General features: G+C 64.6%; 22 protein-coding genes. 14 read left to right on the top strand and 8 right to left on the bottom strand.

The features are described from left to right. Window positions 1-193: 193 nt before the first annotated feature. Window positions 194-1,009: an oxidoreductase gene (locus tag AC1DTF_RS26755; protein ID WP_477476257.1), complete on the top strand. Its 816-nt coding sequence runs from the start codon at window positions 194-196 to the stop codon at window positions 1,007-1,009. Window positions 1,010-1,064: 55 nt separating this feature from the next. Here the strand turns inward: AC1DTF_RS26755 and AC1DTF_RS26750 are convergent, their stop codons facing one another. Then, a complete protein-coding gene (locus AC1DTF_RS26750; RefSeq protein ID WP_477476256.1) occupies window positions 1,065-1,874 on the bottom strand; it encodes a dihydrodipicolinate reductase in 810 nt (269 codons plus the stop codon). Window positions 1,875-2,412: 538 nt separating this feature from the next. Between AC1DTF_RS26750 and AC1DTF_RS26745 the strand changes: the two genes are divergently transcribed. The 5 genes from AC1DTF_RS26745 to AC1DTF_RS26725 all read left to right on the top strand — a co-directional run bounded on the left by AC1DTF_RS26745 (window position 2,413) and on the right by AC1DTF_RS26725 (window position 8,008). Then, window positions 2,413-3,276 carry an SDR family NAD(P)-dependent oxidoreductase gene (locus tag AC1DTF_RS26745; protein ID WP_477476255.1) on the top strand — a complete coding sequence of 288 codons (864 nt, stop codon included), beginning with the start codon at window positions 2,413-2,415 and terminating at the stop codon, window positions 3,274-3,276. Window positions 3,277-3,286: 10 nt separating this feature from the next. Then, the gene (locus AC1DTF_RS26740) at window positions 3,287-4,360 is read left to right on the top strand and encodes an NAD(P)H-dependent amine dehydrogenase family protein (RefSeq protein ID WP_477476254.1); all 1,074 of its coding nucleotides are present in this window, start codon (window positions 3,287-3,289) and stop codon (window positions 4,358-4,360) included. 9 nt (window positions 4,361-4,369) lie between these two features. After that, window positions 4,370-4,993: a TetR/AcrR family transcriptional regulator gene (locus AC1DTF_RS26735; protein WP_057170546.1), complete on the top strand. Its 624-nt coding sequence runs from the start codon at window positions 4,370-4,372 to the stop codon at window positions 4,991-4,993. A 91-nt stretch (window positions 4,994-5,084) separates the two neighbouring features. Further along, a complete protein-coding gene (locus AC1DTF_RS26730) occupies window positions 5,085-7,331 on the top strand; it encodes a molybdopterin-dependent oxidoreductase (protein WP_057170547.1) in 2,247 nt (748 codons plus the stop codon). Between the two features lie 125 nt (window positions 7,332-7,456). After that, complete coding sequence (locus tag AC1DTF_RS26725; protein WP_057170548.1) at window positions 7,457-8,008, top strand: YaeQ family protein; 552 nt, start codon at window positions 7,457-7,459, stop codon at window positions 8,006-8,008. A 61-nt stretch (window positions 8,009-8,069) separates the two neighbouring features. On the opposite strand, the gene AC1DTF_RS26720 is transcribed toward AC1DTF_RS26725, so the two are convergent. The 5 genes from AC1DTF_RS26720 to AC1DTF_RS26700 form a co-directional block, all read right to left on the bottom strand. Continuing rightward, complete coding sequence (locus AC1DTF_RS26720; protein WP_057170549.1) at window positions 8,070-9,380, bottom strand: MFS transporter; 1,311 nt, start codon at window positions 9,378-9,380, stop codon at window positions 8,070-8,072. Then, a complete protein-coding gene (locus tag AC1DTF_RS26715; RefSeq protein ID WP_057170550.1) occupies window positions 9,352-10,419 on the bottom strand; it encodes a cupin domain-containing protein in 1,068 nt (355 codons plus the stop codon). Before AC1DTF_RS26715 ends, AC1DTF_RS26720 begins: the two co-directional genes overlap by 29 nt. Window positions 10,420-10,579: 160 nt before the next feature. Then, window positions 10,580-12,106: a UbiD family decarboxylase gene (locus tag AC1DTF_RS26710; RefSeq protein ID WP_057170551.1), complete on the bottom strand. Its 1,527-nt coding sequence runs from the start codon at window positions 12,104-12,106 to the stop codon at window positions 10,580-10,582. 33 nt (window positions 12,107-12,139) lie between these two features. Further along, window positions 12,140-12,763, bottom strand: coding sequence for a UbiX family flavin prenyltransferase (locus tag AC1DTF_RS26705; RefSeq protein ID WP_057170552.1), 624 nt, complete (start codon window positions 12,761-12,763; stop codon window positions 12,140-12,142). A gap of 170 nt (window positions 12,764-12,933) precedes the next feature. Continuing rightward, window positions 12,934-14,583, bottom strand: a complete 1,650-nt coding sequence (locus AC1DTF_RS26700) for an alpha-keto acid decarboxylase family protein (RefSeq protein ID WP_057170553.1) — start codon at window positions 14,581-14,583, stop codon at window positions 12,934-12,936. A 282-nt stretch (window positions 14,584-14,865) separates the two neighbouring features. Between AC1DTF_RS26700 and AC1DTF_RS26695 the strand changes: the two genes are divergently transcribed. The 6 genes from AC1DTF_RS26695 to AC1DTF_RS26670 all read left to right on the top strand — a co-directional run bounded on the left by AC1DTF_RS26695 (window position 14,866) and on the right by AC1DTF_RS26670 (window position 22,001). Next, window positions 14,866-15,579 carry an alpha/beta hydrolase gene (locus AC1DTF_RS26695; protein WP_057170554.1) on the top strand — a complete coding sequence of 238 codons (714 nt, stop codon included), beginning with the start codon at window positions 14,866-14,868 and terminating at the stop codon, window positions 15,577-15,579. Window positions 15,580-15,679: 100 nt separating this feature from the next. Then, a complete protein-coding gene (locus tag AC1DTF_RS26690) occupies window positions 15,680-16,594 on the top strand; it encodes a LysR family transcriptional regulator (RefSeq protein ID WP_477476253.1) in 915 nt (304 codons plus the stop codon). A 232-nt stretch (window positions 16,595-16,826) separates the two neighbouring features. Beyond that, window positions 16,827-18,500, top strand: coding sequence for an acetolactate synthase AlsS (alsS, locus tag AC1DTF_RS26685; protein ID WP_057170556.1), 1,674 nt, complete (start codon window positions 16,827-16,829; stop codon window positions 18,498-18,500). Between the two features lie 10 nt (window positions 18,501-18,510). Further along, complete coding sequence (gene budA, locus AC1DTF_RS26680; RefSeq protein WP_082614477.1) at window positions 18,511-19,314, top strand: acetolactate decarboxylase; 804 nt, start codon at window positions 18,511-18,513, stop codon at window positions 19,312-19,314. A 190-nt stretch (window positions 19,315-19,504) separates the two neighbouring features. Next, window positions 19,505-19,819, top strand: a complete 315-nt coding sequence (locus tag AC1DTF_RS26675; RefSeq protein WP_057170557.1) for a carboxymuconolactone decarboxylase family protein — start codon at window positions 19,505-19,507, stop codon at window positions 19,817-19,819. 742 nt (window positions 19,820-20,561) lie between these two features. After that, window positions 20,562-22,001, top strand: coding sequence for an MFS transporter (locus tag AC1DTF_RS26670; RefSeq protein ID WP_057170558.1), 1,440 nt, complete (start codon window positions 20,562-20,564; stop codon window positions 21,999-22,001). 74 nt (window positions 22,002-22,075) lie between these two features. On the opposite strand, the gene AC1DTF_RS26665 is transcribed toward AC1DTF_RS26670, so the two are convergent. Both AC1DTF_RS26665 and AC1DTF_RS26660 read right to left on the bottom strand, forming a co-directional pair. Continuing rightward, window positions 22,076-22,837 (bottom strand): SDR family NAD(P)-dependent oxidoreductase, encoded by a 762-nt coding sequence (locus tag AC1DTF_RS26665; RefSeq protein WP_057170559.1) that lies wholly within the window; start codon window positions 22,835-22,837, stop codon window positions 22,076-22,078. Between the two features lie 196 nt (window positions 22,838-23,033). Further along, entirely contained in the window at window positions 23,034-23,681 is a 648-nt protein-coding gene (locus AC1DTF_RS26660) for a TetR/AcrR family transcriptional regulator (RefSeq protein WP_082614478.1), read from the bottom strand. Between the two features lie 182 nt (window positions 23,682-23,863). On the opposite strand from AC1DTF_RS26660, the gene AC1DTF_RS26655 reads away from it, so the two are divergent. Then, window positions 23,864-25,066 carry an LLM class flavin-dependent oxidoreductase gene (locus tag AC1DTF_RS26655; RefSeq protein WP_057170560.1) on the top strand — a complete coding sequence of 401 codons (1,203 nt, stop codon included), beginning with the start codon at window positions 23,864-23,866 and terminating at the stop codon, window positions 25,064-25,066. Further along, window positions 25,066-25,480 (top strand): enoyl-CoA hydratase/isomerase family protein (locus tag AC1DTF_RS26650; protein WP_477476252.1); only part of this gene is annotated, 415 nt, incomplete at its 3' end. The genes AC1DTF_RS26655 and AC1DTF_RS26650, both read left to right, overlap by 1 nt.

Genomic DNA, 25,480 nt, shown 5'->3' with positions numbered 1-25,480 from the left:
CCCCCACGGAGTTCGCGTCCATCCGCTCCGGCTGGGTGCTGCTGGCCACGGCCGGAGCCACCACTGCCCTCGTCGGCCTCGCCTTGGGCGCCGTGGAGTCTCTGGCCCATCGGCGGTCACGCGCAGCGCCACACGACAGTCCGCTGAGAACACCATGACCCACCCACCGCACACCACGTCAGGAAAGAATCACATGCCATCATCGCGACCCGTCGCACTCATCACCGGCGCCAACTCCGGTCTGGGTAAGTTCGCCGCCCTGGGTCTCGTCGAGGCCGGTTTCGACGTCGTCGGCACCAGCCGCAACACCACGGGACTGGATTCCCGCCCGGGCGTGACACTCCGCGGCCTCGATGTCACCAGCGACGAGTCGGTCGCCACGCTCGTCGAGGGCGTGATCGCCGACTTCGGGCGCATCGATATCCTGGTCAACAATGCCGGCATGGGACTGGCCGGCGCCATCGAGGAGAACTCGATCGCGCAGCAGCAGAAGCTGTTCGACATCAACGTCTTCGGCGTCGTCAGGATGACGAACGCCGTGTTGCCGCACATGCGGGCCCGCGGAAGCGGGCGGATCATCAACATCTCCTCCATCTTCGGATTCATGCCCGCCCCGTACATGGCCGCCTACAGCGCCACGAAATATGCCGTCGAAGGCTATTCGGAGTCCGTCGACCACGAGGTCCGCGGCCACGGCATCAGGGTGTTGCTCGTCGAACCGGGCGGCACCAGAACCGGTTTCGACGACAACACCACGGCACCGGACAATCCGCTGGACGTCTACGCCCGGCAGCGCAGCCGCGCCAACGGTGTGGTGGCAGAGCAGGTCAACGGCGGCGAGGACCCCGTGACTGTCGCCAAGGCCATCGTGGCTGCCGCCACCGATCAGAAACCCAAGCTGCGCTACCCGGCCGGCGTGAAGGCGCGCCAGCTCAGTGCCATGCGCCGGGCCGTTCCCAGCCGCACCTTCGACAAGCAGTTACGTAAGACCTTCGAACTCACGGATTGACTCGTCGCGGGCTGCCGGCCCCTCGGACTACGGCGCCGAGGTCGGCATGGTGCGGCTATTCGTTTGTCGCGCTCAGCAAGCGGGCCGCTACCACCGGAATGTCGGCGTAGGTGGCGATTCCGGGTGCCGCTGCACAGACCGCCGGAATCGCATTGATCAGCGGGGCAGCGGTGATGCGCAGGCCGATACCTCGCATCCGGGCGGGCGTCAGCTCAGCGAGATCTTCAGCCGTCGGCATCAGGTCGATCTTGACATGCACATTGGGGTCACCGGCGATGTCGATTCGGTATCCGTGCTCAACGGTCCACGCAGGTTCCAGCAGCGCGGTGGCTATCCAGCGCTGGTTGACCGCCAAGACCTCACGCCCGTCGCGTGTTCCGTACCACTTGACGTCCATTCCACCCACGTGACCGGCCGGCAGGGACACCCCGTCCGCGACAACGTCTTCGGTGGTGTGGGCGAAGGCGACATCGCAGCGGATCTCGTCGACAACGATGCCCATCAGCCTCGCGAACACGTCAACTGCTTCAGCGAAAACGACGGTCCCTCGGCGCACGTCATCCGCATGGGAGGGATCGCCTTTGGGCCGTCCCCAGCCGACAGACTGAAAGTTCGCATCTCCGATGAATTGCGAGACATCGACGGACTCGGTCATCGAGGCGTGCCGCACATTGCTGGAAAGGCCGCTCGATACCGCGGCGATCATCTGGGCATATCCAGGGTTCATCCCGCTGCCGAAGATGGTGGCCCCACCTTCGCGGGCAGCAGCCTCGATCAGCATTCGATCGTCGGGGGCGAGATTCAAACCCGTCAGGAACTCGGCACTGGTGACGATGTTGACTCCAGCACGCAGGATCTGCTGCACCTCTGCGACCTCGAAATGCAGGGGTGTGTAGACGATGCAATCCGGCGCCAAGGCAAGGAGTGCGCTCACGTCGTTGGTTGCGTACACACCGAGTTCACGGCCGATCCCGCACAACGTGCCCACGTCGACACCGACCTTCTCCGGTGAGTGCGCGTAAGCGCCGACCACACTCAGATCCGGCCGCGCGAGCGTCGCCTTCACCGCCTCTCTGGCGACGTTGCCGGTGGTCCATTGGGCCACCCGAAGCGTGGGTCTCGTTGGATCAGGCATCGGTTCGGCGGGATTCTGGGGCGTCGACCCGGAGAAGGTGCGCACCGGCATTCGCCAGTTCAGCGTGCTTTGCCGCGTGCGCCAAGCGCGCACGTCGACTCGGAACTTTGCTCATCGTTGCCCTTTCGACGTACGCCTCGATTACCGATTCCGCACGCAGATAAAAATAACAGATGTAATCTTTTGGGATGTCGGATCTGGCCGCTTCGGTGTCGATGCATCACGTGCTGCCGCCCCAACTTCCGCACGCACAGAGATGAGTGCCCACATGGCCGAACTGGACGGCAAAGTCGCGATAGTCACCGGGACGAGCCGCGGCGTCGGGGTGGGCATCGCGCACGAACTCTTGCGGGCCGGGGCGACGGTGATCGGCTGCTCACGGGCACCGATGGACGCCCTACCCGGTACCGAGAACGATTCGGCCTGGACCGAGCGATCCGCGCAGATGGTCTGCGACCAAGCCGATTACCGGGCCATCGACGCCTTCGTCACCCGGGTGGTCGACACCTACGGACGTGTCGACATCCTCGTCAACAACGCCGGAGGCACGGTTCCTTCTCCGTCGGTGGACGCCGTTCCCAGCCTGGTCTCCCGCATTCAAGGGGCCCCCGCCAGCGACGACGACTATGAACGCAGTGTGCTGTTTCATGCCTTCGCCGTGCAGATGAACCTGATCAGTCCGCTGTGGTTCGCCATCCGCGCCTACCGGCAGATGAAGACCCAGGACGGCACCGGTTGCATCATCAACATCTCCAGCGGAGCCAGCCACTCCGCCGGTTCGCCCACCCTGGTGTCCTACGGCGCAGCCAAGGCAGGCCTCAACCAGATGACACGATCACTCGCCCAAGAATGGGGCCCCGCTGTGCGGGTGAACTGTGTGGCGCTCGGACCCACTGTCACCGACAATTTCCGGTCCTTCGTGCTGCCCACCGATGACCCGCACGGCGAGAAGTACTTCGACCCCATTCCGCTCAAGCGCGGCGGTGAACCCGCCGAAGTGGGCCGCACCTGTGTGTTCCTCGCCGCCGGCGCAGCGGACTACATCAACGGCACCACCATCGAGATCGACGGCGGCATGCTCCCCGGCGTTCTCTACGACGCCGGCCTCAAGACCATCACCGACCTCCTCTGAAGGAAACACATTGACCCGCCGCGTCATTCAATTCTCCACCGGCAATGTCGGAATCCACGCGCTCCGGACGATCATCGGGCGCCCGGACCTCGAACTCGTCGGGCTCCATGCCGCATCGCCGGACAAAGTCGGGCGCGACGCCGCAGACCTCTGCGGTGTGGCCACACCCACCGGAGTGACCGCGACGTCTAACATCGACGAACTCGTTGCGCTACAGGCCGACTGCGTCGTCTACACCTCCCAAGCGGAGACACGGCCACACGAGGCGATGGCTGACCTGATCCGCTTCCTGAGCGCCGGGACGAACGTCGTAGGCACATCCTTCGTATGGTTGGTCGCACCCGAGTTCACCGACCCGTGGTTGCGTGAACCACTGCAGCAGGCGTGCCGGGCCGGCAACTCGACGCTGTACGTCAACGGGATCGATCCGGGCTTCTCCGGTGACACCCTGGTGTACTCGGCATTGAGCCTCGCCGGACGCGCGACCGCGATCACCGTCCAAGAGATTTGCGAGTACGGCAGCTATGACGACGCCGAATTCACCGGCGTCAGCTTCGGTTTCGGCACAGAGCCCGACCATGAACCGATCCTTTTCGCGCCCGGCGTCCTGGCGTCGATGTGGGGAACCCAGGTACGCAGCCTGGCCCGCGACCTCGGCGTGCGCCTCGACGAGGTACGCGAGCGCCACGAGAAATGGGTTACTCCCGAACCGATCTCCACCACGATGATGGACGTCGCGGCCGGCCGCGTCGCCGCGGTCCGGTTCGGTGTGGAAGGCGTGCGCGACGACGAGGTCATCATCACCATGGAGCACATCAACCGACTCACCGCGGCCGACGCTCCCGAGTGGACCTATCCCCCCGACGGCAGGCCGGGCGTGCACCGCGTCACCGTCGAGGGCGATCCCGGCATCAGGATCGACACCCATGTCGGAGGAATGGGCGTCGATCACAACATCGGCGGTGTCGTCGCCACCGCCGCCCGCGCGGTCAACGCCATCGACGCGGTGTGCCGGGCACCCACCGGCATCCTCGCCGCCCACGAGCYGCGACCGCTCGACCATCTACCGGGCACGATGTGGTGACATAGGCGCATGGCACGATCCCCTGCACCCCGACGGCCGCCCGGCGGCAACCAGGAACGCGCCGAACGCACACGCCGAGCCGTCATCGACGAAACGGTGCGCTACATCCTGGACGAAGGCTTCGCCGCACCCAGCGTGCGGCGCATCACCGAACGCGCCGGCCTCACCTGGGGAGTGGTGCAGTACCACTTCGGCGATCTCGGCGGACTGCTCATGGCAGTGGTCAACCAAGGCATCACCGAACTCACCGAGGCCCTCGAAAGACTGCGCCACGAGACCGCGCACCTGCCCGCCGAGCGCCGCACCGAGGTCGTCGTCGACACGCTGTGGCAGGCGTTCTCCAGCCCCACCTCCATGGCCGCGCTGGAAATCCTCATCTCCACCCGCGCGGCGCGCGACAGTGAGGTCAACGCCCAACTGTCCGACACCATGGGGCAATTCACCGAGCTCGGCCGGCATCTCGGAGAGGATCTCGACGCACCGCAGACCACCGAGATCGGAAACCTCATCTGGGCAACGTTACGGGGAATCGTGCTCGCCCAGATGGTTTCCCCACAACCACTCGACACCAGCAGGGACCGCAGAACATTGGTCGAGGTGCTCAACACCTATATACGCGCCCAGGGCCGCTGACCCGGCGCGACGCATTCGCAGATATTCCGCCAACATCGATAGTCATCGTGAGATCTCAAGGGGTTTCGCGTGCTGATGGTCAGGAGACGACATGGCTTCCCACAACGTGACATGCCCGCTGTGCGAAGCGATGTGCGGACTTCACGTCACGGTGAGCGACGGCCACGTCCAAGGCATCCGCGCCAACCACGACGATGTGTGGTCCCGAGGGCACATCTGCCCGAAAGGGGTGTCGCTCGGACACCTGCACACCGATCCCGACCGGCTGCGGCAGCCGATGGTCCGTCGCCCGGACGGCAGTCACGTGGCGGTGTCCTGGGATGACGCACTCGCCGAGACCGAACGGGTGCTGCGGCCCGCCCTCGACGCCGACGGTGCCGGCGCACTGAGTGTGTACGTCGGGAACCCCGTTGCGCACAACAGCCACCTGGCCACCTATATCGGGGCGCTGATCGGCTTCGCCGAGGCAGCAGGCGTGAAGGGGTACTACTCGCCGGGCACCATGGACCAATGGCCCCTGAACGTGGTGAGCAGCCTGCTGTTCGGCGGCATGTGGAACGGCCCCATCCCCGACCTCTATCGCACTGACCACCTGGTGATCCTCGGCGCCAATCCGGCTGCCTCACAGGGATCGATGCTGTCAGCGCCCGACATCACCGGACTGCTGGCCGATGTCGCCCGGCGCGGCCGCGTGGTGGTCATCGACCCGCGACGCACCACGACCGCGCAACGCGCGAGTGAGTGGGTCCCGATCCAACCCGGCACCGACGCACTTCTGCTGTTTGCCATCCTGCGCACCCTGTCCGAGAACGGTGGGGTGCGGCATCCCGAACATCTGCGCGGGAAAGTCTCCGGGCTGGACGAGATCATCGCGATGGCAGAGCCCTTCCCGCCCGAGCGGGTCGCCGCCGCCACCGGCATCGACGCCGGCACGATCCGCCGGCTGGCCGATGACCTCGCGCGTGCCGAGCACCCGGTGCTGTACAGCAGAATTGGGGCCTGTACACAGGAATTCGGCACGCTGACCACGTGGCTGGTGTTCGTGATCAACACCGCGCTCGGTGTGCTGGACCGTCCCGGCGGTGCGGTGTTCGCGAAACCGGCGGTGTGGTCGCCGATGTTCGCCAAGCCGCCCGACCAGGACGGGCCGGGTTGGCGGTTCGGGCGCTACCGCAGCCGCGTCCGGGGAGCGCCCGAGGTGCTCAACAGCTTCCCGGTCGGCTGCCTCGCAGAAGAGATCGACACCCCCGGCGAAGGCCGGTTGCGCGCGCTGATCACGGTGGCTGGCAATCCCGCTGTGTCAGCGCCGGGTGCCGGCCGTCTGTCCGCCGCGTTGGGCCGACTCGACGCGTTGATTGCGGTGGACAACTGGCTCAACGAGACCACCCGTCATGCCCATGTGATTCTGCCGGGCTGCTCGCCCCTGGAACTTCCCCATCTGGACGACCTGTACTGGATGTATGCGGTCGCCTCCTGCGTCAAGTACTCGGAGCCGGTCTTCGAACCCGCGCCGGACCGTCCCCGTGAATGGGAGTTACTGCTGCGACTCGGTGGCGCGATGTTCGGCACGCCGGTGCCGGAGGTCGACATCGCCGCGCTCGACGACCTCTACGTGGGCGGAATGGTGGCCACCATGTCCGCGACTCCGAACAACCCGCTGACGGGACGCGACGCCGAACAGGTGATGACCGCGCTGATCGGAAAGGGACCAGAACGGTTGATGGATTTGGGAATTCGGGTGGGACCGTGGGGTGACCAGCTGGGCGAGCGGCCCGGTGGCCTCACCCTGACAGAGGTCCGCCGCCATCCCGATGGGCTGCGCCTGGCCGAACTCGAAGGGGGACGGCTCGATACCAGCGTGACCACGCCCTCGGGGAAGGTCGAACTGCTGCACGAGCACCTGGTCAGCGACATCCCCCGGCTGCTGTCGCGGATGGAGCGCGAAACCCCCGAACTGGTGTTGATCAGCCGACGGCATCTGCGGTCCAACAACTCCTGGCTGCACAACGTCCCTGCGCTCATGAAGGGACGTGATCGTTGCACCTTGCTCATCAACCCCGCCGACGCGGCGCGCGTCGGTGTCGAGAACGGTGCCATGGCGCAGGTGACCACCTCCGAAGGCACCGTCACGGTGACTGCCGACGTCACCGACGAGGTCAGACCCGGGGTGGTGTCGCTCCCCCACGGTTGGGGTCACGGGCTGGACGGCACGACGTTGACCGTTGCGTACCGCCATCCCGGAGTCAACAGCAACCTGCTCAATCCCACCGACGTCATCGACGTGCCGAGCAACACACACGCCATCAACGGCGTTCCCTGCCAGGTCAGCCCGGCCTGAGGGCGCGGTGCATCAGGGCTGATACGCCGGTGCGGTGGCGACTCGATCCAGCGACAAGCGCGGCGGCCGGACCACATGAAGCGGCCTGCCTGCCCGCAGAACACCACCAGGGTGGACACTAGGCCGTGGCCCTTTCTGCAACAGTGTTCAAAGTCGAGCTTGGCGTCTCCGATGTCGATCACGGTTACTACGCCGATCACACGCTGACCGTGGCCCGTCATCCCAGTGAGACCGATGAGCGGATGGTGGTGCGCTTGTTGGCGTTTGGGCTGCGCGCACACCGACTCAGCGACGTCGACGGTGAGCTGACGTTCGGGGCCGGCCTGTCCACCCCGGGGGTCCCGGACCTGCGGCTCGCGGACTACACGGGCCGGATCCTGGAGTGGATCAACGTCGGCCAGCCCGATGAACGCGCCTTGGGCAAGGCGGCCGGCCAAGCCGACCAGGTGCTGCTGTTCCCGTTCGCCGCTGGCGTGGCAACCTGGTGGCGCACCGTCGGCCCCAAAGTGGCCGGGCTGCCGAACCTGTCGGTGGTGCAGATCCCGCACGCACCGGTGCAGCAGCTGGCCCAGACTGTCGATCGACGGGTCTCGGCGCAGGTGATGGTGATGGAAGGTCAGGTGACGATGACCGTGGGCGATGTCGACGTCACCTTCACACCCGAGCCATTGCAGTGAACGCCTGGCCGGGGTGGGTGACGTGATCGATGGCGTTGAACCCCCGCGGCACCGACGGTGGTCAGCGACTACCGGACTCGTCGGTGCGCTCGGGCTCGCTTCGGCGATGTACGACGGTCCCGAGAATCACCGCCAGTGCACATCCGATCACTCCCGCGGCCAGGCCGGCGTGTCCGCCGAAACGATGTGCCACCACACCGATGATCACGGCGCCCAACGGAGTGGACCCGATGAACGCCGTCGTCCACAACCCGGTGACGCGGCCGCGCATCTGCGGTGGCGCCGCAAGCTGGATGGTGCTGTTGCCCGTCGTGAGGAAGGCGATGCTCGCACCGCCGACGAGCCCTGCGGACACCAGCGCTACCGGCAGCTCGAAACTGACGGTCAACAGGAGCATCGCTGCGCCGTAGAGGACGGTCACACGAATCATCGGTTCCAGCCCCGTGATGGGCCATCGTGCGATCAGCAGACCCGTCAACACGGAGCCCACCCCGAATGCCGTCGTCAGCCAGGCATATCCGTCGACGCCCGCGCTGAGTGTCTGCTCCGCGAACACCGGCAGGCTGGTCTCGAACTCATAGGCCAGCGTGCCGACGAAGGCCATCATGACCAGGGGTCCTGCGATGTCACGGTTCGACCGGGCCACGGCCAGTCCCTCGCGCAGCTGGCGCTTGCCGCGGCCGGTGGGTGCCGTCCTGTGCAACTGACGACCGTCGAGGGCAGCGAGTGCGGCCACCACCAGGGCGAAGGTCAGCGCGTTGAACAGGTAACACCACCCGAGGCCGTGCCAGCGGATCAGCCCAGCCGCGACGGCGGGACCCAGGGCCCGTCCCACGTTGGCCATCATGCTGTTGATGGTGATGGCCGACCGAAGAAGCTGCGTGTCAACGAGTTCCGGAATCAACGCCATTCGCGCGGGGTTGTCCAGCGCGGTCATGACGCCGAAGACCGCCGCCGCCAGGAAGATCTGCCACAGCGCGATCGTGCCCATCAGGACCGACAACCCCAACCCGAGTGACGTCAGACCGAGTACCGCATTGGTCAACGTCAGAACACGCCGCTTGTCGCTGCGGTCGACGATCAATCCCGCGTAGGGCGTCGCCAACAACACGGGGAGGTATCGCGTGCTCATGACGAGCCCGAGGACCAGGGGCGAGCGCGTCAACTGCAGGACCAACAGTGCGAGTGCAATGGTCTCGGCCCAGGATCCGATCAGGCTCAGCGACTGTCCCGATACGAACCGCCGGTAGTTAGGTACACCGAAGACGTCCCGCACCCCGCCGCGGCGCACGGCCGCGACCGGCGTCGCCGACCCGGTGTCGGTCGGGTGCTGCCCCACGGTGCTATCCGGCTTGTCCGACGCCGTGGGCATCGACCGGATTGGTGCGGCTGACGATCAGCGGATCGGCGGGCGTGAACGGGAACTGCGGCAGGTCCTGGATGTGGGTGCCGAAGGTGGCGGCGAGGACCTCGCGGGAGTAGGCACTCGCGGATGCGCGGTAGCCGATGTCGGCGGGGAACGGCTGGTCGAAGAAGATGAGGAAGTGCCAGGGGTCGGTGCCGGTGTTCTCGATGTGGTGCGGGTAGGCGCGGGGGATGAAGTACATGTCGCCGGTGGTGAGGTTCCAGGTATCCAGCGTCCCATCGGGATTCATGATGGTCATCCGTGCGTCGCCGTGGTTGACGTAGCCCATCTCGGCGGTCACGGGGTGCCAATGCGGTTCGCGCATGCCGTCCTCGGTGACCCGCAGCGAGTACATGGAGATGTCCTTGAGGGCGGGCCAGAACTGGTCGCGGGCGAAGCGGGCGTTGCCCGAGACGTAGTTCAGTCCGGGTGTTTGGGCTTCGACGTCGAACTTGTGGGGGTCGTTGAAGTGCGCGGCGGCGGGGATGGCGGGGTCGCCGATGCGGGCGGCGAGTTTGTGGTCGCGGGTGGTGCGACGAATCTTGGCGAAATCGGCCGAGGGGAGGTCGTAGGTGTTGCCGAGGACGGCGTCGGAGAAGGCCCCGAGGGTGGCGCCGAAGCCGAAGTCCTCGGGGCGTTCGTTGCGGAAGGCGATGATGAATTCGGCGACGTCGTCGCCGATGTTCTCGATGTGGTGCAGGGAGCCGGATTCGGCGTGGAACATCTGGCCGGCGGTGACGATGAAGGTGGAGAATTTGCTGCCGCTGTCGAGGATGGAGACCAGTGCGGTGCCCGAGACGCAGTAGGTGAGTTCGTTGGCGTTGGCGTGCCAGTGCGGTGTGCGCATGGCGCCGGGGTTGAGCAGAACCCGCTTGATGGACAGGCGGTTGAGGATCGGCAGGTTGTCGGCGGTGACGCGGCGCATCGAGCCCAGGTCGGACTCCTCGACGATCTCGCCGTCGAGCAGGGAGGCGGAGTGCAGGCTGCGTGCCGGGGACGTTGTCATGAGCGATTCTCCTCGTCGATTGATGCGTTCTGCGGGTGAGTCCTACTCTTGCCGAGCACGCGACGTCTGTCGGCAGTGCCGTCCGCCATCTCCGATGGTTGGTGGCCTGACATGTGCTCTACCGGCTAGCTGCAGCGCCGTTCGTGGTGTGGCCCGCACGTCACGGTGTGGTGAAGCCCCAGCGCTCCCAGTTGTCGAGGACCTTCTGCTTGACGGGTTCGGGGTAGTTCTCGGTGAAGGACATCACCCGCTTCTCGGGTCGTCCGACCCGGTCGGCGTTCTCCAGGCAGGCGTAGATGACCAGGGAGGTTCCCTTGTCCTCGGACAGCTCGCGGGTGGTGTGGTAGGACTCGATGCCGTCACCGAAGGCCCGCAACTCGGGAAACAGGTAGGTGGTGAACGTGGGATGGTTGCGCGACGCGAATGCCCACACCACCTGTTTCACGTCGGAGGGGTCGATGTCTTCGTCGACGACGAGGATCTTGGTGACGGTGTCGCCCACGTGGTCCGTCCAGAAGGTGTTGCCCAGACGGTTCATGAACTCGTCGAGCGTCCAGCCGGTCCGGTTGTGCCAATCCTTGGGGACGCGGATGACAAACCACAGGATGGCCGCCTCGAACAGGTACATGCCGTCGATGACGGGCAGGCCGGCCTTCTGCAGGGTGACCACCGAGTCCGAGGAGATGAAGAATCCCATGGTGACGTGGCAGTTGTCGATCGGCACCCCGGGTATCGACATCGGAAGTATCGGCTGGTCGCGGAACGTCACGCAGGTGACCTTCTGGCGGGGGAAGATCGTGGTCTCGTCGGGTAGGTAGCCGGGGTATTCGCCGAAAGGTCCCTCGGGTTCCTGGGTGCCGTATTCGATCACGCCCTCGATGATGATCTCGGCATCGGCGGGGACGAGGATGTCGTTGGTTTCGCACTTCACCATGTCCAGCGGTGCGCCCAGAAGTGCGCTGGCCATGTCGTATTCGTCGACCCAGGCCGGTATGCGAGAGGCAGCCTGGGTCGAGGCGACCGGGCTCACGCCGAGTGCGCACGCCCAGGGCATGTCCTTGCCCGCGTCGCGCCACATCTTCCAGATCATCCCGTTGTGCTGCTTGGGCCACCATTGGCCCGTCATGGTCTGGGCGTCGAGGATCATCGCGCGATTGGTGGACCAGTTGGTCCATTTCCCGTCGGGGGTCTTGGCGATGTTGAGGCCCGCGGTCTGCAGGTATCGGCCACCGTCGCCGTCATGGGCCAGCGGCGCAGGGATCTTGTTGAGGTCGATCTGGTCGCCGGTCCACTTGTTCTGCTTGCACGGTGCCTGGGAGGCGTCGACCACGTTGGGCGGGTAGGAGCGACCGTTCTCCTTGGCCTCGATGTAGGCGGCTTGGATCTCCATCAGGGGTGTCTCGGGGGGCAATCCGAGCATGGCGGAGAGTCGGCGCCAGGGTTGGGTGGGGTGACCACTCTTGCCCATGCCCCAGTCGGCGGCACGGAATCCGGGCGCGGTGTCCTTGACGCGGTTGAACACGGGCATGGGAGCGCACGTTTCGGCGGAGTGGCGGAAGATCGCCCCCATCTCCAGGTTCCAGTCGACTTCGTCATCGATCTCGACGAGTTCGCCCATGTCCTTCATGAGGGCGAGGTACTCGCGGTAGCTGCGGGGGATCTTGTTGCGGTCGACGTGTGCAGACATGTGGGTGTGCTCCTGGTGAGTCGGGATCGGCGGTCAGTGGACGGGGCGGACGAGTTCGGGTTCGTGGTGCGCATCGGGTGCCGGCTGTCCGCCGGTCCAGCGGGGGAAGAGGTCCCGGCGCAGTTCGACGTCGGCCAAGTCCAGGACACGGTTCACGGTCTGGTCGATCAGGTCGTCGATCGTCTCGGGCCGCTGGTAGAAGGCCGGTGCCGCGGGCATGATGATCGCGCCGATCTCGGCGAGCTGGGTGAGGATGCGCAGGTGTCCGAGGTGCAGCGGCGTTTCGCGAACCAACAGAACCAGTCGGCGTCGTTCCTTGAGCATGACGTCGGCGGCGCGCAGCAGCAGATTGTCGGAGTAGGAGGTCGCAATGCCTGCTGCGGTCTTCATCGAACAGGGGGCGACGACCATGGCGTGGGCACGAAAAGATCCCGATGCGATCGAGGCGCCGATGTCGTTGGGCTTGTGCACGACGTCGGCGAGTTCCTCGATCTCGCCGACAGTCATGTCGAGTTCGTAATGCAAAGTCCTACGCGCAGATTGGGACATCACCAGATGCGTCTCGACGTCCGGCTCTTCGCGTAACACGTCCAGGAGGCGCACGCCGTACGCCGTGCCGCTGGCCCCTGTTATTCCTACGATCACGCGGGTGGTCATGTCGATCCCCTTCTGTTGTGCCGGCCGAATGTCGTGACTCGAGCCAACTCCGATCGCGTACTGGTCGACAGCCCGGTGGCGGCAGTTGCCACTTCCGGCTAGCGGTAATGACGGCAACGTCGGAGATCACGGAGCAGCTGTCCCGCGGCTTCCCATCGACACGCCTCTCGCTAGCCCGTGTTGTAGAGGGTCTTGACGTTCTCGTGCAGCTTCTGGACGAGCGGGGGCACCTCGTAGGTCCCCGTCATCACCTCGATGTAGGCGGCGCGGGTGCCCTCGGCGGCGGTCGTGAGCGCGGCGTCGAGTTCGGCGCACGTACTCACCCGCGGGGTGAACCAGTCGTCGCATCCCAGTGCGTGCGGGAGTTCGGTGTAGTTCCACGGCGCGACGTCGTTGTAGGCGATGCCGGGGTCGGTACACAGCATCCGCTCGATGAGGTAACCGGAGTTGTTGAGCACGAATATGATCGGCTTCAAGCCAAGACGGTGGAACTGGCCGATTTCTTGTGCCGTCAGCTGGTGGGAGCCTTCCCCGGTGAACAAGACGAGCCGGCGGTTCGGTGCGGCGACGGCCGCCCCCAGTGCTGCCGGAGTGGCCCACCCGATGGCGCCCCACAGGGTCTGGTTGTGGAACCGTGCGCCTCGTGGGAGCTGCGCGAACGCCAAACCCATGGATACGGTGCCGGTTTCGGCGATGACGATGTCGTCGGGCCGCACGAAGTCTGCCCATCGCGGGTATAACGCTGCCGCGGTGATCGGATCGGCACCGGACCCGCACACGGGACCCAGTTGCTCTGGCCGGGGACCGCCTCGCTGCCGGGTACTCCACGACCGCCCGGCCAGTGCGCGGAGGAGGTCGGCCATCTCGACGCCCTGGTAGACGGTGAACCCCACACGCGTGCTGTGCAGGTCGATCTTGACGATCTTGTGAAGGTCGAGGTTGGAGGTGAAGGCGCCGGTGTTGAAGTCCGTCGCCATCGTGCCGAACGCCACGACGACGTCGCAGGTTTCGACGAACTCGCGGACCGCCGGGTCCATCAGTTGGCCGTCGTAGATGCCGATGTAGTTGGGGTGTTCTTCTTCGAGGACGGACTTGTCGGCGAACATGGTCGCGAACGGAAGGTCCGCCGCCTCGACGAACTGCCGAGCGGTGTCGCGCAGACCCAACCTGTCCAGAAGGATGCCGGGCAGGACGCACGCCGTCGACGCCGCCTCCAACGCACCGACCACGGCGTCGGTCGCGGCCCCCAGTGCCGTCGAATCGCTGACGGGCACGGGCAAGGGGTCCGATTGTGCGACGATCGGTTTGTCGACGACGTCGGAGGGCAGGGCCATGTACACGGGGCGCCGGTTGTAGAGGGCTTCAGCGATGAGACGTTCGGTCTCGGCGACGGCGTTGGCGGGGGTGATGATCGCGCTGGCGCCGGTGACGGTGTCGGCCATCGACCGGAACAGGTCGAATTCTCCGTTGCCCAGGGTGTGATGCACCATCGACCGATTGGCTTGGGTGGCCAGGGTGGGCATGCCGACGAGATGGAAGACCGGCAGGTTCTCGGCGTAGGAACCGGCGACCGCACCGATCGCGCTGAGTTCCCCTACTCCGTAGGTGGTGGTGACTGCACCCACGCCTTGAATGCGCGCGTACCCGTCTGCGGCATAGCCGGCGTTCAGTTCGTTGCAGCAGCCGATCCAGTTGATGTCGGAATGCGCGACGATGGCGTCGTGCAGAGGGAAGGCGTAGTCCCCTGGTACGCCGAAGATGTCGTTGACACCGATGTCGTGCAGTCTGCCGAGAACGTACTCGATCACGGTGACGCTCATCTGACTCTTCCTTCTCTCGTCGATTGACGAGTCATCTCGAACGCGGCGTGCKCTTGGCTGCCTGCGGACCACCGAGCGTCGGCAGCTTCATGGGTTCTTCGAAGTTTCACGTCTCACCCAGTTCGACGTCCAATAGGAATCGTCACGGGCTTCCATCGGCTCCGCCGATGGGGATCTGGATTGGCTGTACCTATGGCCGCATCGCCAAACACGATTGGACGCCGCCGAATTGGCCCATCACGATGTGATCGTTCCCTCGTCGTTCATCGGAGCGTGTCCGTGATGCCCACCCCGACCGTGGTTCTCGTGCACGGAGCCTTCACCGATGCCTCGTCCTACCAGCCGGTCACGAAGGGACTTCTGGACTCCGGCATCCCGGTGGTCGCCGTAGCCGTACCGAACCGCAGCCTGATCGGAGACGCTGCATTGGTTCGCGCCTTCGTGGAGACGATCGCGGGGTCGGTGCTGTTGGTCGGCCATTCCTATGGTGGAGCGGTCATCACTGAGGCCGGCACCGCGTCCAACGTCGCGGCGCTGCTCTACCTCGCCGGATACGCGTTGACCGAGGGTGAAAGCGTTGCGCAGCTTCAAGGCCGGTTCCCTGACTCCGACCTTCCCGATGCACTGATTCAGACGCCGTTTCCGGCCACCGAGCACTCCACCGCCGGGATGGACGTGTCGGTGGACTCCTCGAAGTTCGCCTCGGTGCTGGCCGCGGACGTCGATCCCGGGGTCGCGTCGGTGCTCGCCGTGTCGCAGCGGCCCGTGACCGCCGCTGCGTTTGCCCAGCCCGCCACGACGGCGGCCTGGCGGGCTCGCCCGACCTGGGCGGTCCTGTGCACGGCCGATCGCAGCATCCTGCCGCAGGTGCAGCACTTCGGCTACGAGCGTGCCGGTGCCACTATCCGCGAGGTCAACTCCTCGAATCTGGTGATGCTGTCTCAGCCCGCCGTGGTCGTCGACACGATCCGCGACATCGTGAGAGCCCTCGGCTGACGCGTCGGCAAACCTGCAGAAGCATCGTGACCCCCCGCTACCAGGAAACTTTGCCGTATGAGTAGCCACCAGTCATGATCATCGGGCATCGTGTCGGTTCATGGAGTTGAGGACCCTGGAGTACTTCGTCGCCGTGGCCGACGAGGGCTCGTTCACCCGGGCCGCCCAGAAGTGCTTCATCACCCAACCCTCGATCAGCGCGCAGATACAGGGGCTGGAGCGCGAGCTCGGCGAGGCGCTGTTCGACCGGACCCAGCGCACCACGGCCCTCACCGACGCCGGTCAGGTGCTGTTGCCCTATGCACGGATGTGCATTCAGGCCGCCAACGACGCCAAGGCAGAGTTCTCCGCACGCGCCGGTTTGCTACGCGGCGAGTTTCGGATCGGGACGGGAGGGGGTGTGGAACACACCACGACCCCGATGTTGCTCGGCGCGCTTCGGAACGAGTATCCCGGCATCGATATCGTCGTCTCCGAGGCCACCAGCAAGCCACTGCTCGACATGGTGCTGCAGAACCAGCTGCACGCAGCCGTGATCGCCCGGCCCGCCGATGCGTTACCGGCCTCGATCAGCACCTCGCCGCTGTTCGTGGACGAGATCGTCGCGGTGTTCGACCCCTGTGCGTTCCCGCTCGGCAACAGTGACCCACTCGAACTCAGTGAGCTGGCCTGCCACCCGATCATCACCTACCCGCGCACCAGCGCGTTGCGGGCCAATATCGACCGGGTCGCGGCAGCGTCCGGCACCGAGGTCCTGGTCAACTGTGCGGCCAACGACGTGCGCCTGCAGGTCTCCTTCGCCCAGCAAGGGCTCGGAGTGGCGCTCAGCTCCCGCTGCGATCCCGCCCTCATTGGTTGCGGCCTCACCATCCGGCAGATCACCCCGCAGATCGAATTCGAGAAGATGCTCATCTGGCGCAACGACATTCCCGCGTCAGCGCCGTTGCGTGCGTTCCTTGCGCTTTGGAACACCACGGTGAACGTGGAGGAGACTTCGGGCCACGTGTGTACGTGATTCCAGCTGGCCGCCGAGGATCGGCGACCCCGGTCACGCAGCATCGCAACGGATTCGGACGCATAGGTCTCGCCTATGGAGTCGCGTCGAAGAACCAATTGGACGCATCGGCACCGTCCACGCGAGGCTGCAGTCGACTCCTAGAAACATGTCTCGGCGAGCAGCGCGTGCCGACACGCCGAGTAGTCACGGACGCCCCCGCACCTCGACTTCACACGACGAAGGACGACACATGACCAGCGACCGCTCCACCCGCAGCGCCCAGCGCATCGTCGACGTGCTCACCGCCTACGAGGTGCCCTACGTGTTCGGCGTGCCGGGGGCAAAGATCGACGCCGTCTACGACGCCCTGGTCGACGGGGGGCCTGAACTGGTCGTGTGTCGCCACGAACAGAACGCGGCCTTCATGGCCGGTGCCATCGGCAGACTCACCGGCACACCAGGTGTCGTGCTGGTCACCTCCGGTCCTGGCACCACCAACCTGGCCACCGGACTGCTCACCGCCAACACCGAGCAAGACCCCGTCGTGGCCCTGTGCGGCGCCGTGGGCCGGGCAGATCGACTCAAGCGGACCCACCAGTCGATGGATGCCGCCGCGTTCCTCACGACGGTGACCAAACACACCGGCGAGGTCAACGACGCCGACAACGCCGCCGAAGCCACTGTCGGCGCCTTTCGCGCCGCGCTCACCGAGCCTCAGGGCGCCGCCGCGCTGGTGCTTCCCGCCGATGTGCTCAGTGCCCCCACTGCAGCAGCCATCACCACGCGACACCCGGTACCGGCATTGGCCGGCGCCCCCATCACCGGGATCCGCGCGGCCGCCGACCTCATCACGGCCGCCAAACGACCGGTCCTCCTGGTGGGCGTTCGAGGTGCGGCACCCGAGGCTTGCGAAGCGGTGCGCGCTCTCGTGTCCGCCACCGAGCTACCCGTCGTCGAGACGTTCCAGGGCGCCGGCGTCATCTCCCGAGACCTCGAATCGCACTACCTGGGACGCGTCGGATTGTTCCGCAATCAACCCGGCGACATCCTCGTCTCCCAAGCCGATGTCCTGATCACCATCGGCTACGACGCCGTCGAATACGACCCGGGCCTGTGGAACGACGACCCGGCCCGCACCGTCATCCACATCGACTCCCTGCCCGCCGGCATCGACATCCACTATCAGCCCGTCAGCGAGCTACGCGGCAACATCGCCGACACACTGGTCGAACTCACCCGGCTGCTGTCCGGAATGACACTCGCCGACACCTATGTCGACGACATCGCTCGTCAGCGTCAGTCGCTGACCGACATCGACACCACCGAACGCGCGATACCCGCCACGACAGCGGGACTCAACCCCACCGCCGTCGTGCTGGCGCTGCGGGAACACCTCGACGACGAGGCCACCATTGCCTGTGACGTCGGCTCGGTATACATCTACATGGCGCGACACTTTCGGGTCTACGAACCCCGGCGTCTGCTGTTCTCCAACGGCCAGCAGACCCTCGGCGTAGCGCTGCCGTGGGCGATGGCAGCTGCGCTGGTGCGTCCCGGCACACCCGTCGTGTCCATCTCCGGGGACGGCGGGTTCCTGTTCTCCGCGCAAGAACTCGAAACCGCGGCGCGACTGGGCCTCAACCTCACTCACATCATCCTGCGCGACAACACCTACGACATGGTCGGCTTCCAAGAAGTCCTCAAGTACGGCCGCAAGTCGGGCGTACAACTGGGTGACTACGACATCACCAATTACGCAGCAGCTTTCGGCGCCCGCGGCTACCGGGTCGGCTCACTCGACGAGTTCGCCTCCACGCTGGCGCAGGCCCTCGGCGAGGACGGGCCGTCGGTGATCGACGTCCCCGTCGACTACAGCAGGAACACACATCTGGCCGCGCACCTGCACGACGACAGCTTCGAGTGACGGCAACCCCATGACGTCACGACACGGCCCCCTCGACCAGTTCGCCACATGGGCGCGCAAGGTCATCGCCCACCACAGTGCGACAGTTACCGGCGATCCGCGAAGTGCTGAGGTGTTCCAGTCCTCGACCATGAGCGCGCTGCTGGACGGCGTCTACGACGGCGACATCACCATCGAGGAACTGTTGCGCCACGGCGACTTCGGCCTTGGCACCTTCAACCGTCTCGATGGCGAAATGATCATCCTCGACGGCGTGTGCTACCACCTGCGGGCCGACGGCAGCGCGACCGTGGCGAACCGTACCGACCGCTCGCCGTTCGCGGCGGTCACCCATTTCACGCACAGCACCACCCGCACCGTCGACGTCCCCACCAGCCGGCCGGATGTTCTTGCGCTGATCGATCGGACGGTGGAGAGCCCCAACCTGATCTACGCGGTCCGGGTCACCGGTGCGCTCTCGAATGTGCGCACCCGCACCGTCAGGGCCCAGACACCGCCCTATCCCCCGCTGACCGAGGCCAGCGACGGTCAGGCCGAAAAGACATTCGACCACGTGAATGGTGTTCTCGTCGGTTTCCGCACACCGGATTTCGAGCAGGGCATCTCGGTGGCCGGCTATCACCTGCACTTCCTCGACGACGAACGCACCAGCGGAGGTCACGTCCTCGACTTCACCCTGGACGCCGGGCACATCGCCATCAGCACCGCCTCGGAACTACACCTGCGCCTGCCGACATCCGGAGCATTCCTGCACGCCGATCTCGTCGGCGAGGATGTCTCGGCGCAGATCCACCACGCAGAGGGAGGTGACTGATCCACGGGCAGCGTTGCACCCGTCGTCTTCCGCGCGAAGCGCACCAGCGGCGCGCGGTGATCTGGTTGTTGACCGTCGTCGCCCGAGATGCAGACGGCACTGCTCCGCGTGGGCCTCGGTACAGCGGTGACGCGGTGAGCCCGCCAATCTCGTTGGCAACGGCCAACACCAACATGAACGGAGCCTTCTCGTGCCTGACATCAACGAATCCCCGCGCGGCGCCGCTCGGCAATTCACTCCAGAGCTGGCCGATCTCGTCGATTCGCCTCTCTACAACAAAGTCTGGAACGACGATCGGCTGAGCCCTCGCGACCGCAGCATCGCCACCCTGAGTGCGCTCATCGCGCTCTACCGACCCGACGAACTGCGGGCACACCTGCGGCGCGGTGTCGACAACGGACTGACCACGGACGAGATATCAGCGTTGATCACACACCTGGCCTTCTACGCGGGGTTCCCCGCGGCGATCTCCGCTTCGGTGGTCGCCGCGGACACGTTGCTCTGAGCCGGCTTGCTGTGGGTCATGGCGCAGTCACCTCGGAATGGTTGGCGGCAGGGGCACCGGCCGCGGCAGTGACGGAGACGACCAGCGGGACAGACCGATTACCCGCAGCTAAAAGTTAACAGTTATTAACGCATAAGGAATGGGGCCGACCCGGAATCAAGGTCAAATGGTCGGCATGCATCAGTGGAGCAGGGAACGAAATGACTGCTATATCGCCCATGTACGTGAAGACTCAGCACAGATCCGGGAATCCCGGCAACACAGTGTTGACAACGTCACACAACGTGCCTAGGTTAATGTTGAGTCACATTCGCAGAGCAACCGGCCGCGGCAGGTCGACGTTCGACGGCGAGCCGGCGTTCGTGCTACCTCGCCGAGGGTTCGCTGCGGACAGCGCCTCGTAGGCCGCGGCCAGGTGCACGCGACAGCAGGCGGCGGAAGAACCTACAGAAATATCCCCGAATCGCAGGAGGCTACGGCAAGTAGAGACTCGGTCTCCGACGACTTCTCAACGCGCACAGACGAATCCCACACATTCGCCGTGTCACTGATCCGACGCGCCATACCTGGAGCAGCCGGGCCGCGTCGTCGTGGCAGATCCCGTTAGCGGTACCGCGCCGCAAGCTTTACCGCACAACCGGACACCGCCTACTCCTCAGCGTCAGAACAACCGACCGTACCCGGGTCAACTCAGCAGCCACGACCTCGCAGATCTGCATACCATTGGAAAAGGAGCAGCTTTATGTCTCTACGCGATTCCCATGCCCCCTCGCGTGTTGCATCCGCTGACCAGCGCGCACGCGCAGGCGCGATTCTTGCTGCAGTGATCGCATGCGTAGCCGCATTCAAGGGTTTGAACGAGTCTGTTACTCCACCGGCGCTTCCGATCCTGCAGGAACAATTCCAAGTTCCCGGATCGACAATCTCTTGGGTAATCACAGGCGTACTTCTCACCGGGACCATCGCGACGCCCATCGTCAGCCGACTGGGCGAGGTCTGGGACAAACGCCGAGCCCTTCTCGGCGTGCTCACGATCGTCTCGATAGGGACACTGATGTCGGCCCTATCGGTGTCAATAGAGATGCTCATCATCGGTCAGTTACTTCAGGGCGTTGGCTTGAGCTCCGTTCCGCTGGCTCTTGGCATCATTCGTGACACCCAGACCGAAGCTCGAACCAAGTCGGCGAACGGCATTCTGGTCGGAGCGATCTTCGGCAGTACGGCCGTCGGAACGATGGTTGCCGGGCCAATCGCTGACCACCTGTCCTACCGATGGTTGTTCTGGGTTCCGTTCATTGCATTGATTGCGTGCATGGCGGCAGTCTGGGCGTTCGTTCCTCGCTCAGTGAAGGCCGGCAGGGAGCGGCCGGGTATCGATGTCGCCGGTGGTGTCCTGTTGGCGTTCGGCCTCGCGTGCATCCTGCTCGCACTGACCTTCGCGCCGAGCTGGGGATGGCTGTCACCCAAGCTTCTCCTGCTCTTCGCGACTGGGCTCGTGGGGCTTGCGTTCTTCATTCGCCTCGAACTCACAGTTGACGACCCTCTCATCGACCTCCGGCTGATGCGCAGTTTCACCGTCGTAGCGGCTTCGGGACTGATGTTCCTCGCCGGCTACTGCATCAACGCGACTCTCATCAGTGTTCCTATTCAGACCCAGCTGCCCGAGTCAACCGGCTACGGTCTGGGCCAGTCGGCGACTGTCACTTCCGTCATCCTGGTATTCACCATGATGATCGGGCTGATGGCACCGCTGATTTCCGTGCTGGACCGAGTCATCGGCTCCAGGTTCGCTTCGTCGATCGGCCCGATCGGGATCCTGAGTGGCGCTGTTCTGATGCTTGTAGTCGGACAGCGAGGGAGCATCGTGATCATTCTGGTCTCCACATTGCTGGTCAACTTCGGTATAGCGGTATCGATGACTCAATCACTGAATCTTGTCGTGACCGGTGTGCCGGCGGACAAAGTGACTGAGTTCAATGGCCTCAACTTCGCGATCCAGGCAGTCGCAGGAACTATCGGCGCTCAGGTATCCGGCGCTGTCCTCACCGTCGACGGAGTTGATGCAGGGGCGCCACCGCCATGGAGCGGGTTCGCCATTTCGTGGGGCCTCTCCGGTGCCATCGCGGTTGTCGCCCTCATGCTTGTGCTGGCGGTACGAGCTCCGAAGGTCTCACCGCTGTAGCCGCTGTCGAAACCACGAAACTCTGCGGCGCATTCGGCGTTTGAGCGGACCCGCCCCCAGGTCACTTAACACCATCAGGTGATGGTCAGACCACCGTCGACTGCGAGTGTCTGCCCCGTGACGAAAGCGCCGGCGGCCGAGGCCATCCATACGGCCGTCGCGGCCAGCTCGACCGGTTCACCGGTGCGGCCGAGGATCACCCGTGGCATCTGAGCGTCTAGGTAACCGGGCTTGTAGGAGTCGGTCATTTCTGATCGGAAGAATCCCGGAGCGAGTGCGTTGACGCGGATTCCCTTGCGAGACCCCCACTGCTGTGCGAGGTCACGGGTCAATCCGATTACAGCAGCCTTCGACGCGGCATAGGCAGCCTGGGGCAGACCGGCGGTGGTGATGCCGAGGACACTGGCGATGTTGATGACCGATGAACCAGGCTGCATGACCCGACCGCAGGCCTGCGCCATCCAGTAGGACCCGTGCAGGTTGACATCGACTACCCGGCGGAACTCGTCCGGGGTCTCGCGGGTAGCCGGCACCGCGGTGCCGACACCAGCATTGTTGATCAACACATCGACCTTGCCGAACTCGGCCACGGTTGCGTCCACCAAAGCCTGGCAGGAAGCCGGATCGGCGACATCCGTGCGCACAGGCAACGCTTTACGGCCAGCCGCAGAAACCAGCTCCGAGGTGCGGGCGAGCCCATCGATGCGGCGTGCGCCGAGTGCGACATCAGCTCCGGCTTCGGCCATCGCCTGCGCGAATGCCACCCCAAGGCCCGAGGATGCACCGGTGACAATGACAACCTTGCCGTCGAGTCGAAACAGATCGAGAACACTCACGATGKCTCCTTTGTTTGCCCGCGGCCGGCCATACAGGCACACCGCGTGGGTTCATTGCGCTCCAGAGGACACGGGCGTCAGCAACCAGCATAACCGCCTTTCCTCCTGGAAATTTGGAGTGCCAGAGGGTGATTGGGATATTGGAAGAGCCGACCGGACAGCGACGAGTGCATTTCCGACCAGCACCTGTCCAGTTCTATCCGAGGCCGGTCAGCGCTCGAATCGACGCGGTCGACATCATCACGACGATCTCTTCTTGGTCCAGTCCCTTGTTCAAAGTCGCCACCGAGTTGAGCATCGAGAACACCGCCTGCGTCAACAGGCGGACCTGTGGTTCGGACAGGTCTGGGCGTAGCCGGAGGACAACCAGAATCCATTCGTGCGCATATAGGTTCATCTCACGTCGAATCCGTCGCTGATCCGATACGGGAACGGCGTGCTCGTTCTTCAGGAAGATCAGCGTTCTCGGCGGGCCGGTTATCACCGATCTGACATGAAGGTCGACCATTGCCGCCAGCGCGGCGCCAGGATCCGATTCCGCGGCAGCGGTCGCCCGAGCGAACCGATGAAGCTCCTGTAGCCCCTCTTCGACCACCGCGATGAGCAACGCCTGCTTGTTCTGGAAGTGTCTATACAGACCTGGGCCGGAAATACCCGCCTCCGTCGCCACCATGCCGACCGTAACCGAGTCGTACGGGTGGCGCAGGAACAGCTCGGCGGCAGCATCGAGAAGCAGCTTCCGGCGCGAGCCACGGGGATGCGGATCACTCGTCCGCATGAGCGGGGCATCAGTCCCGATGGATGCTGCCGACGTTGCCATAAGCGCCTGCCCTTCCGTCTGCATGTTTATGCAGAGGCGACTACGTTAACATCAGGAAGCGCGGCCGTGGACTGCAACCGGGCGCCTGCGCCTCACCAATATCGCTGTACAACAAGGCTACAGGGCGCATAAATCGTCCGAGGGTTGACAGTGAAGCGACCGAGCCTTACGTTAATGTCGATTCACRTTGGAAGGAGATAAAAAGCATGAGGTTCATATTCATGAGCGAGGGTGAGACAGCCCCTGGCGCCTCGTACGAGCACCGCTATCGTGAACTCATCGACGAAGTGCTCCTCGCCGAGGAGGTGGGCTTCGATGCGTTCGGCACTTCAGAACAGCATCTGGCCATCGGCACCGCCAGCACGTCCGCACCTGAGGTGTTGTATCCATACCTGATGGCCCTGACCAGCAGGATTCGGTTTGTTCACCTGGTCACCCTGCTTCCGACACGCATCAACCACGCGATCCGCGTCGCCGAGCGGTTGGCCACCGAAGACGTCCTGTCCAACGGTCGGGTCGAACTCGGTGTCGGGCGGGGAAATACCACGCTCGCGTTGCGCGCCTTCGAGGTGTCGCCTTCCGAGAACAAATCGCAGCAGCTCGAGGGGATCGAAGTGATCCGCCGCGCACTGCACAACGACGTCTTCTCCTTTGTCGGCGAACACTACAAGATCCCACCTCGCAGTCTGGTTCCCAGGAGTATCCAAACGCCCTATCCCCCCATCCACATGGCTACCGGCAGCCCAGAATCGGTCTGCGCGGCAGCCGAACTCGGGATCGGGGCGATCGTAGGCGGCTTCTACCTCGGCTTCGACTTCGTCGAGAACATGATTCGTCGCTACGACGATGCGCTGGCCTCGGCAACGCACACCTATCCGGTACAGGCCGAGCGACTGGTAGCGATCGGCGGAGGCATGCACTGCGCGGAAACCCGTGAGGAAGCCCGCACCTGGGCGCGCGGACTCAAGGAGACAGTCGGCCTGTCCACTGACGCCTACGAACGACTCTCGAAGCTCTCGAGCGATTACCAATACATGGGCGCAGTAAAGCATCTGGATTTCGGCGACGAACGCTACATGTTCGAAGATTCGTCCGGTTTCATCGTCGGCGACCCCGACGATTGCATTGCCCAGGTCCAACGTTTCGCCGACCTTGGAGTCGACTCACTGGTGATGCGGATCGACGGCCTGCCGCACAGGGAACTCATGAAGTCGATTGAACTGTTCGGGAAGTACGTGATCCCGAAGTTCAAGAATCCGCGTGGAATAGCGCGCACTCCCGAGGCCATCCTGGCCGATATTCGCGACGCCCGACCCGCACATTACGCCGAACGAGAAGCATTCGAGGAGAACATGAATCACAAGCAACCAGCAATCAGTGGTGTCGGCGCCGGCGCGGGTGAGGCGTGATGACCAACCTCAACGGCGACGACATCTTCGCCCGCTATCCGAAAGAGTTCCTGATCGAGCGTAAACCCAACGGCGTTCTATTGATAACCCTCAACAGGCCTGAGCATCTCAACGCGCTCACCATGCCGATGTTCGAATTGATGGGTGACCTACTGCTCGATGTCGAGCGAGATCCGCAGACACGAGTCGCCGTCATCACCGGTGCCGGCCGCGGATTCTGCACAGGGATGGATGTCGCACAACCGGATCCATCGCTCGAAGACGCGATCGTGCTCATGGAGACCGAACGCAAGCGCATAATGGCGACGCTGAGCATGGACAAGCCGATCATCTCGGCGATCAACGGGCCAGCCGTCGGCTGGGGTCTGTCGCTGGGGCTGCTCGCCGACATCAGTATCGCCGCCGAAGACGCCG

This window comes from Mycobacterium sp. P4_H6, from assembly GCF_056400845.1.
This window is presented reverse-complemented; position numbering and strand designations above follow the sequence as displayed.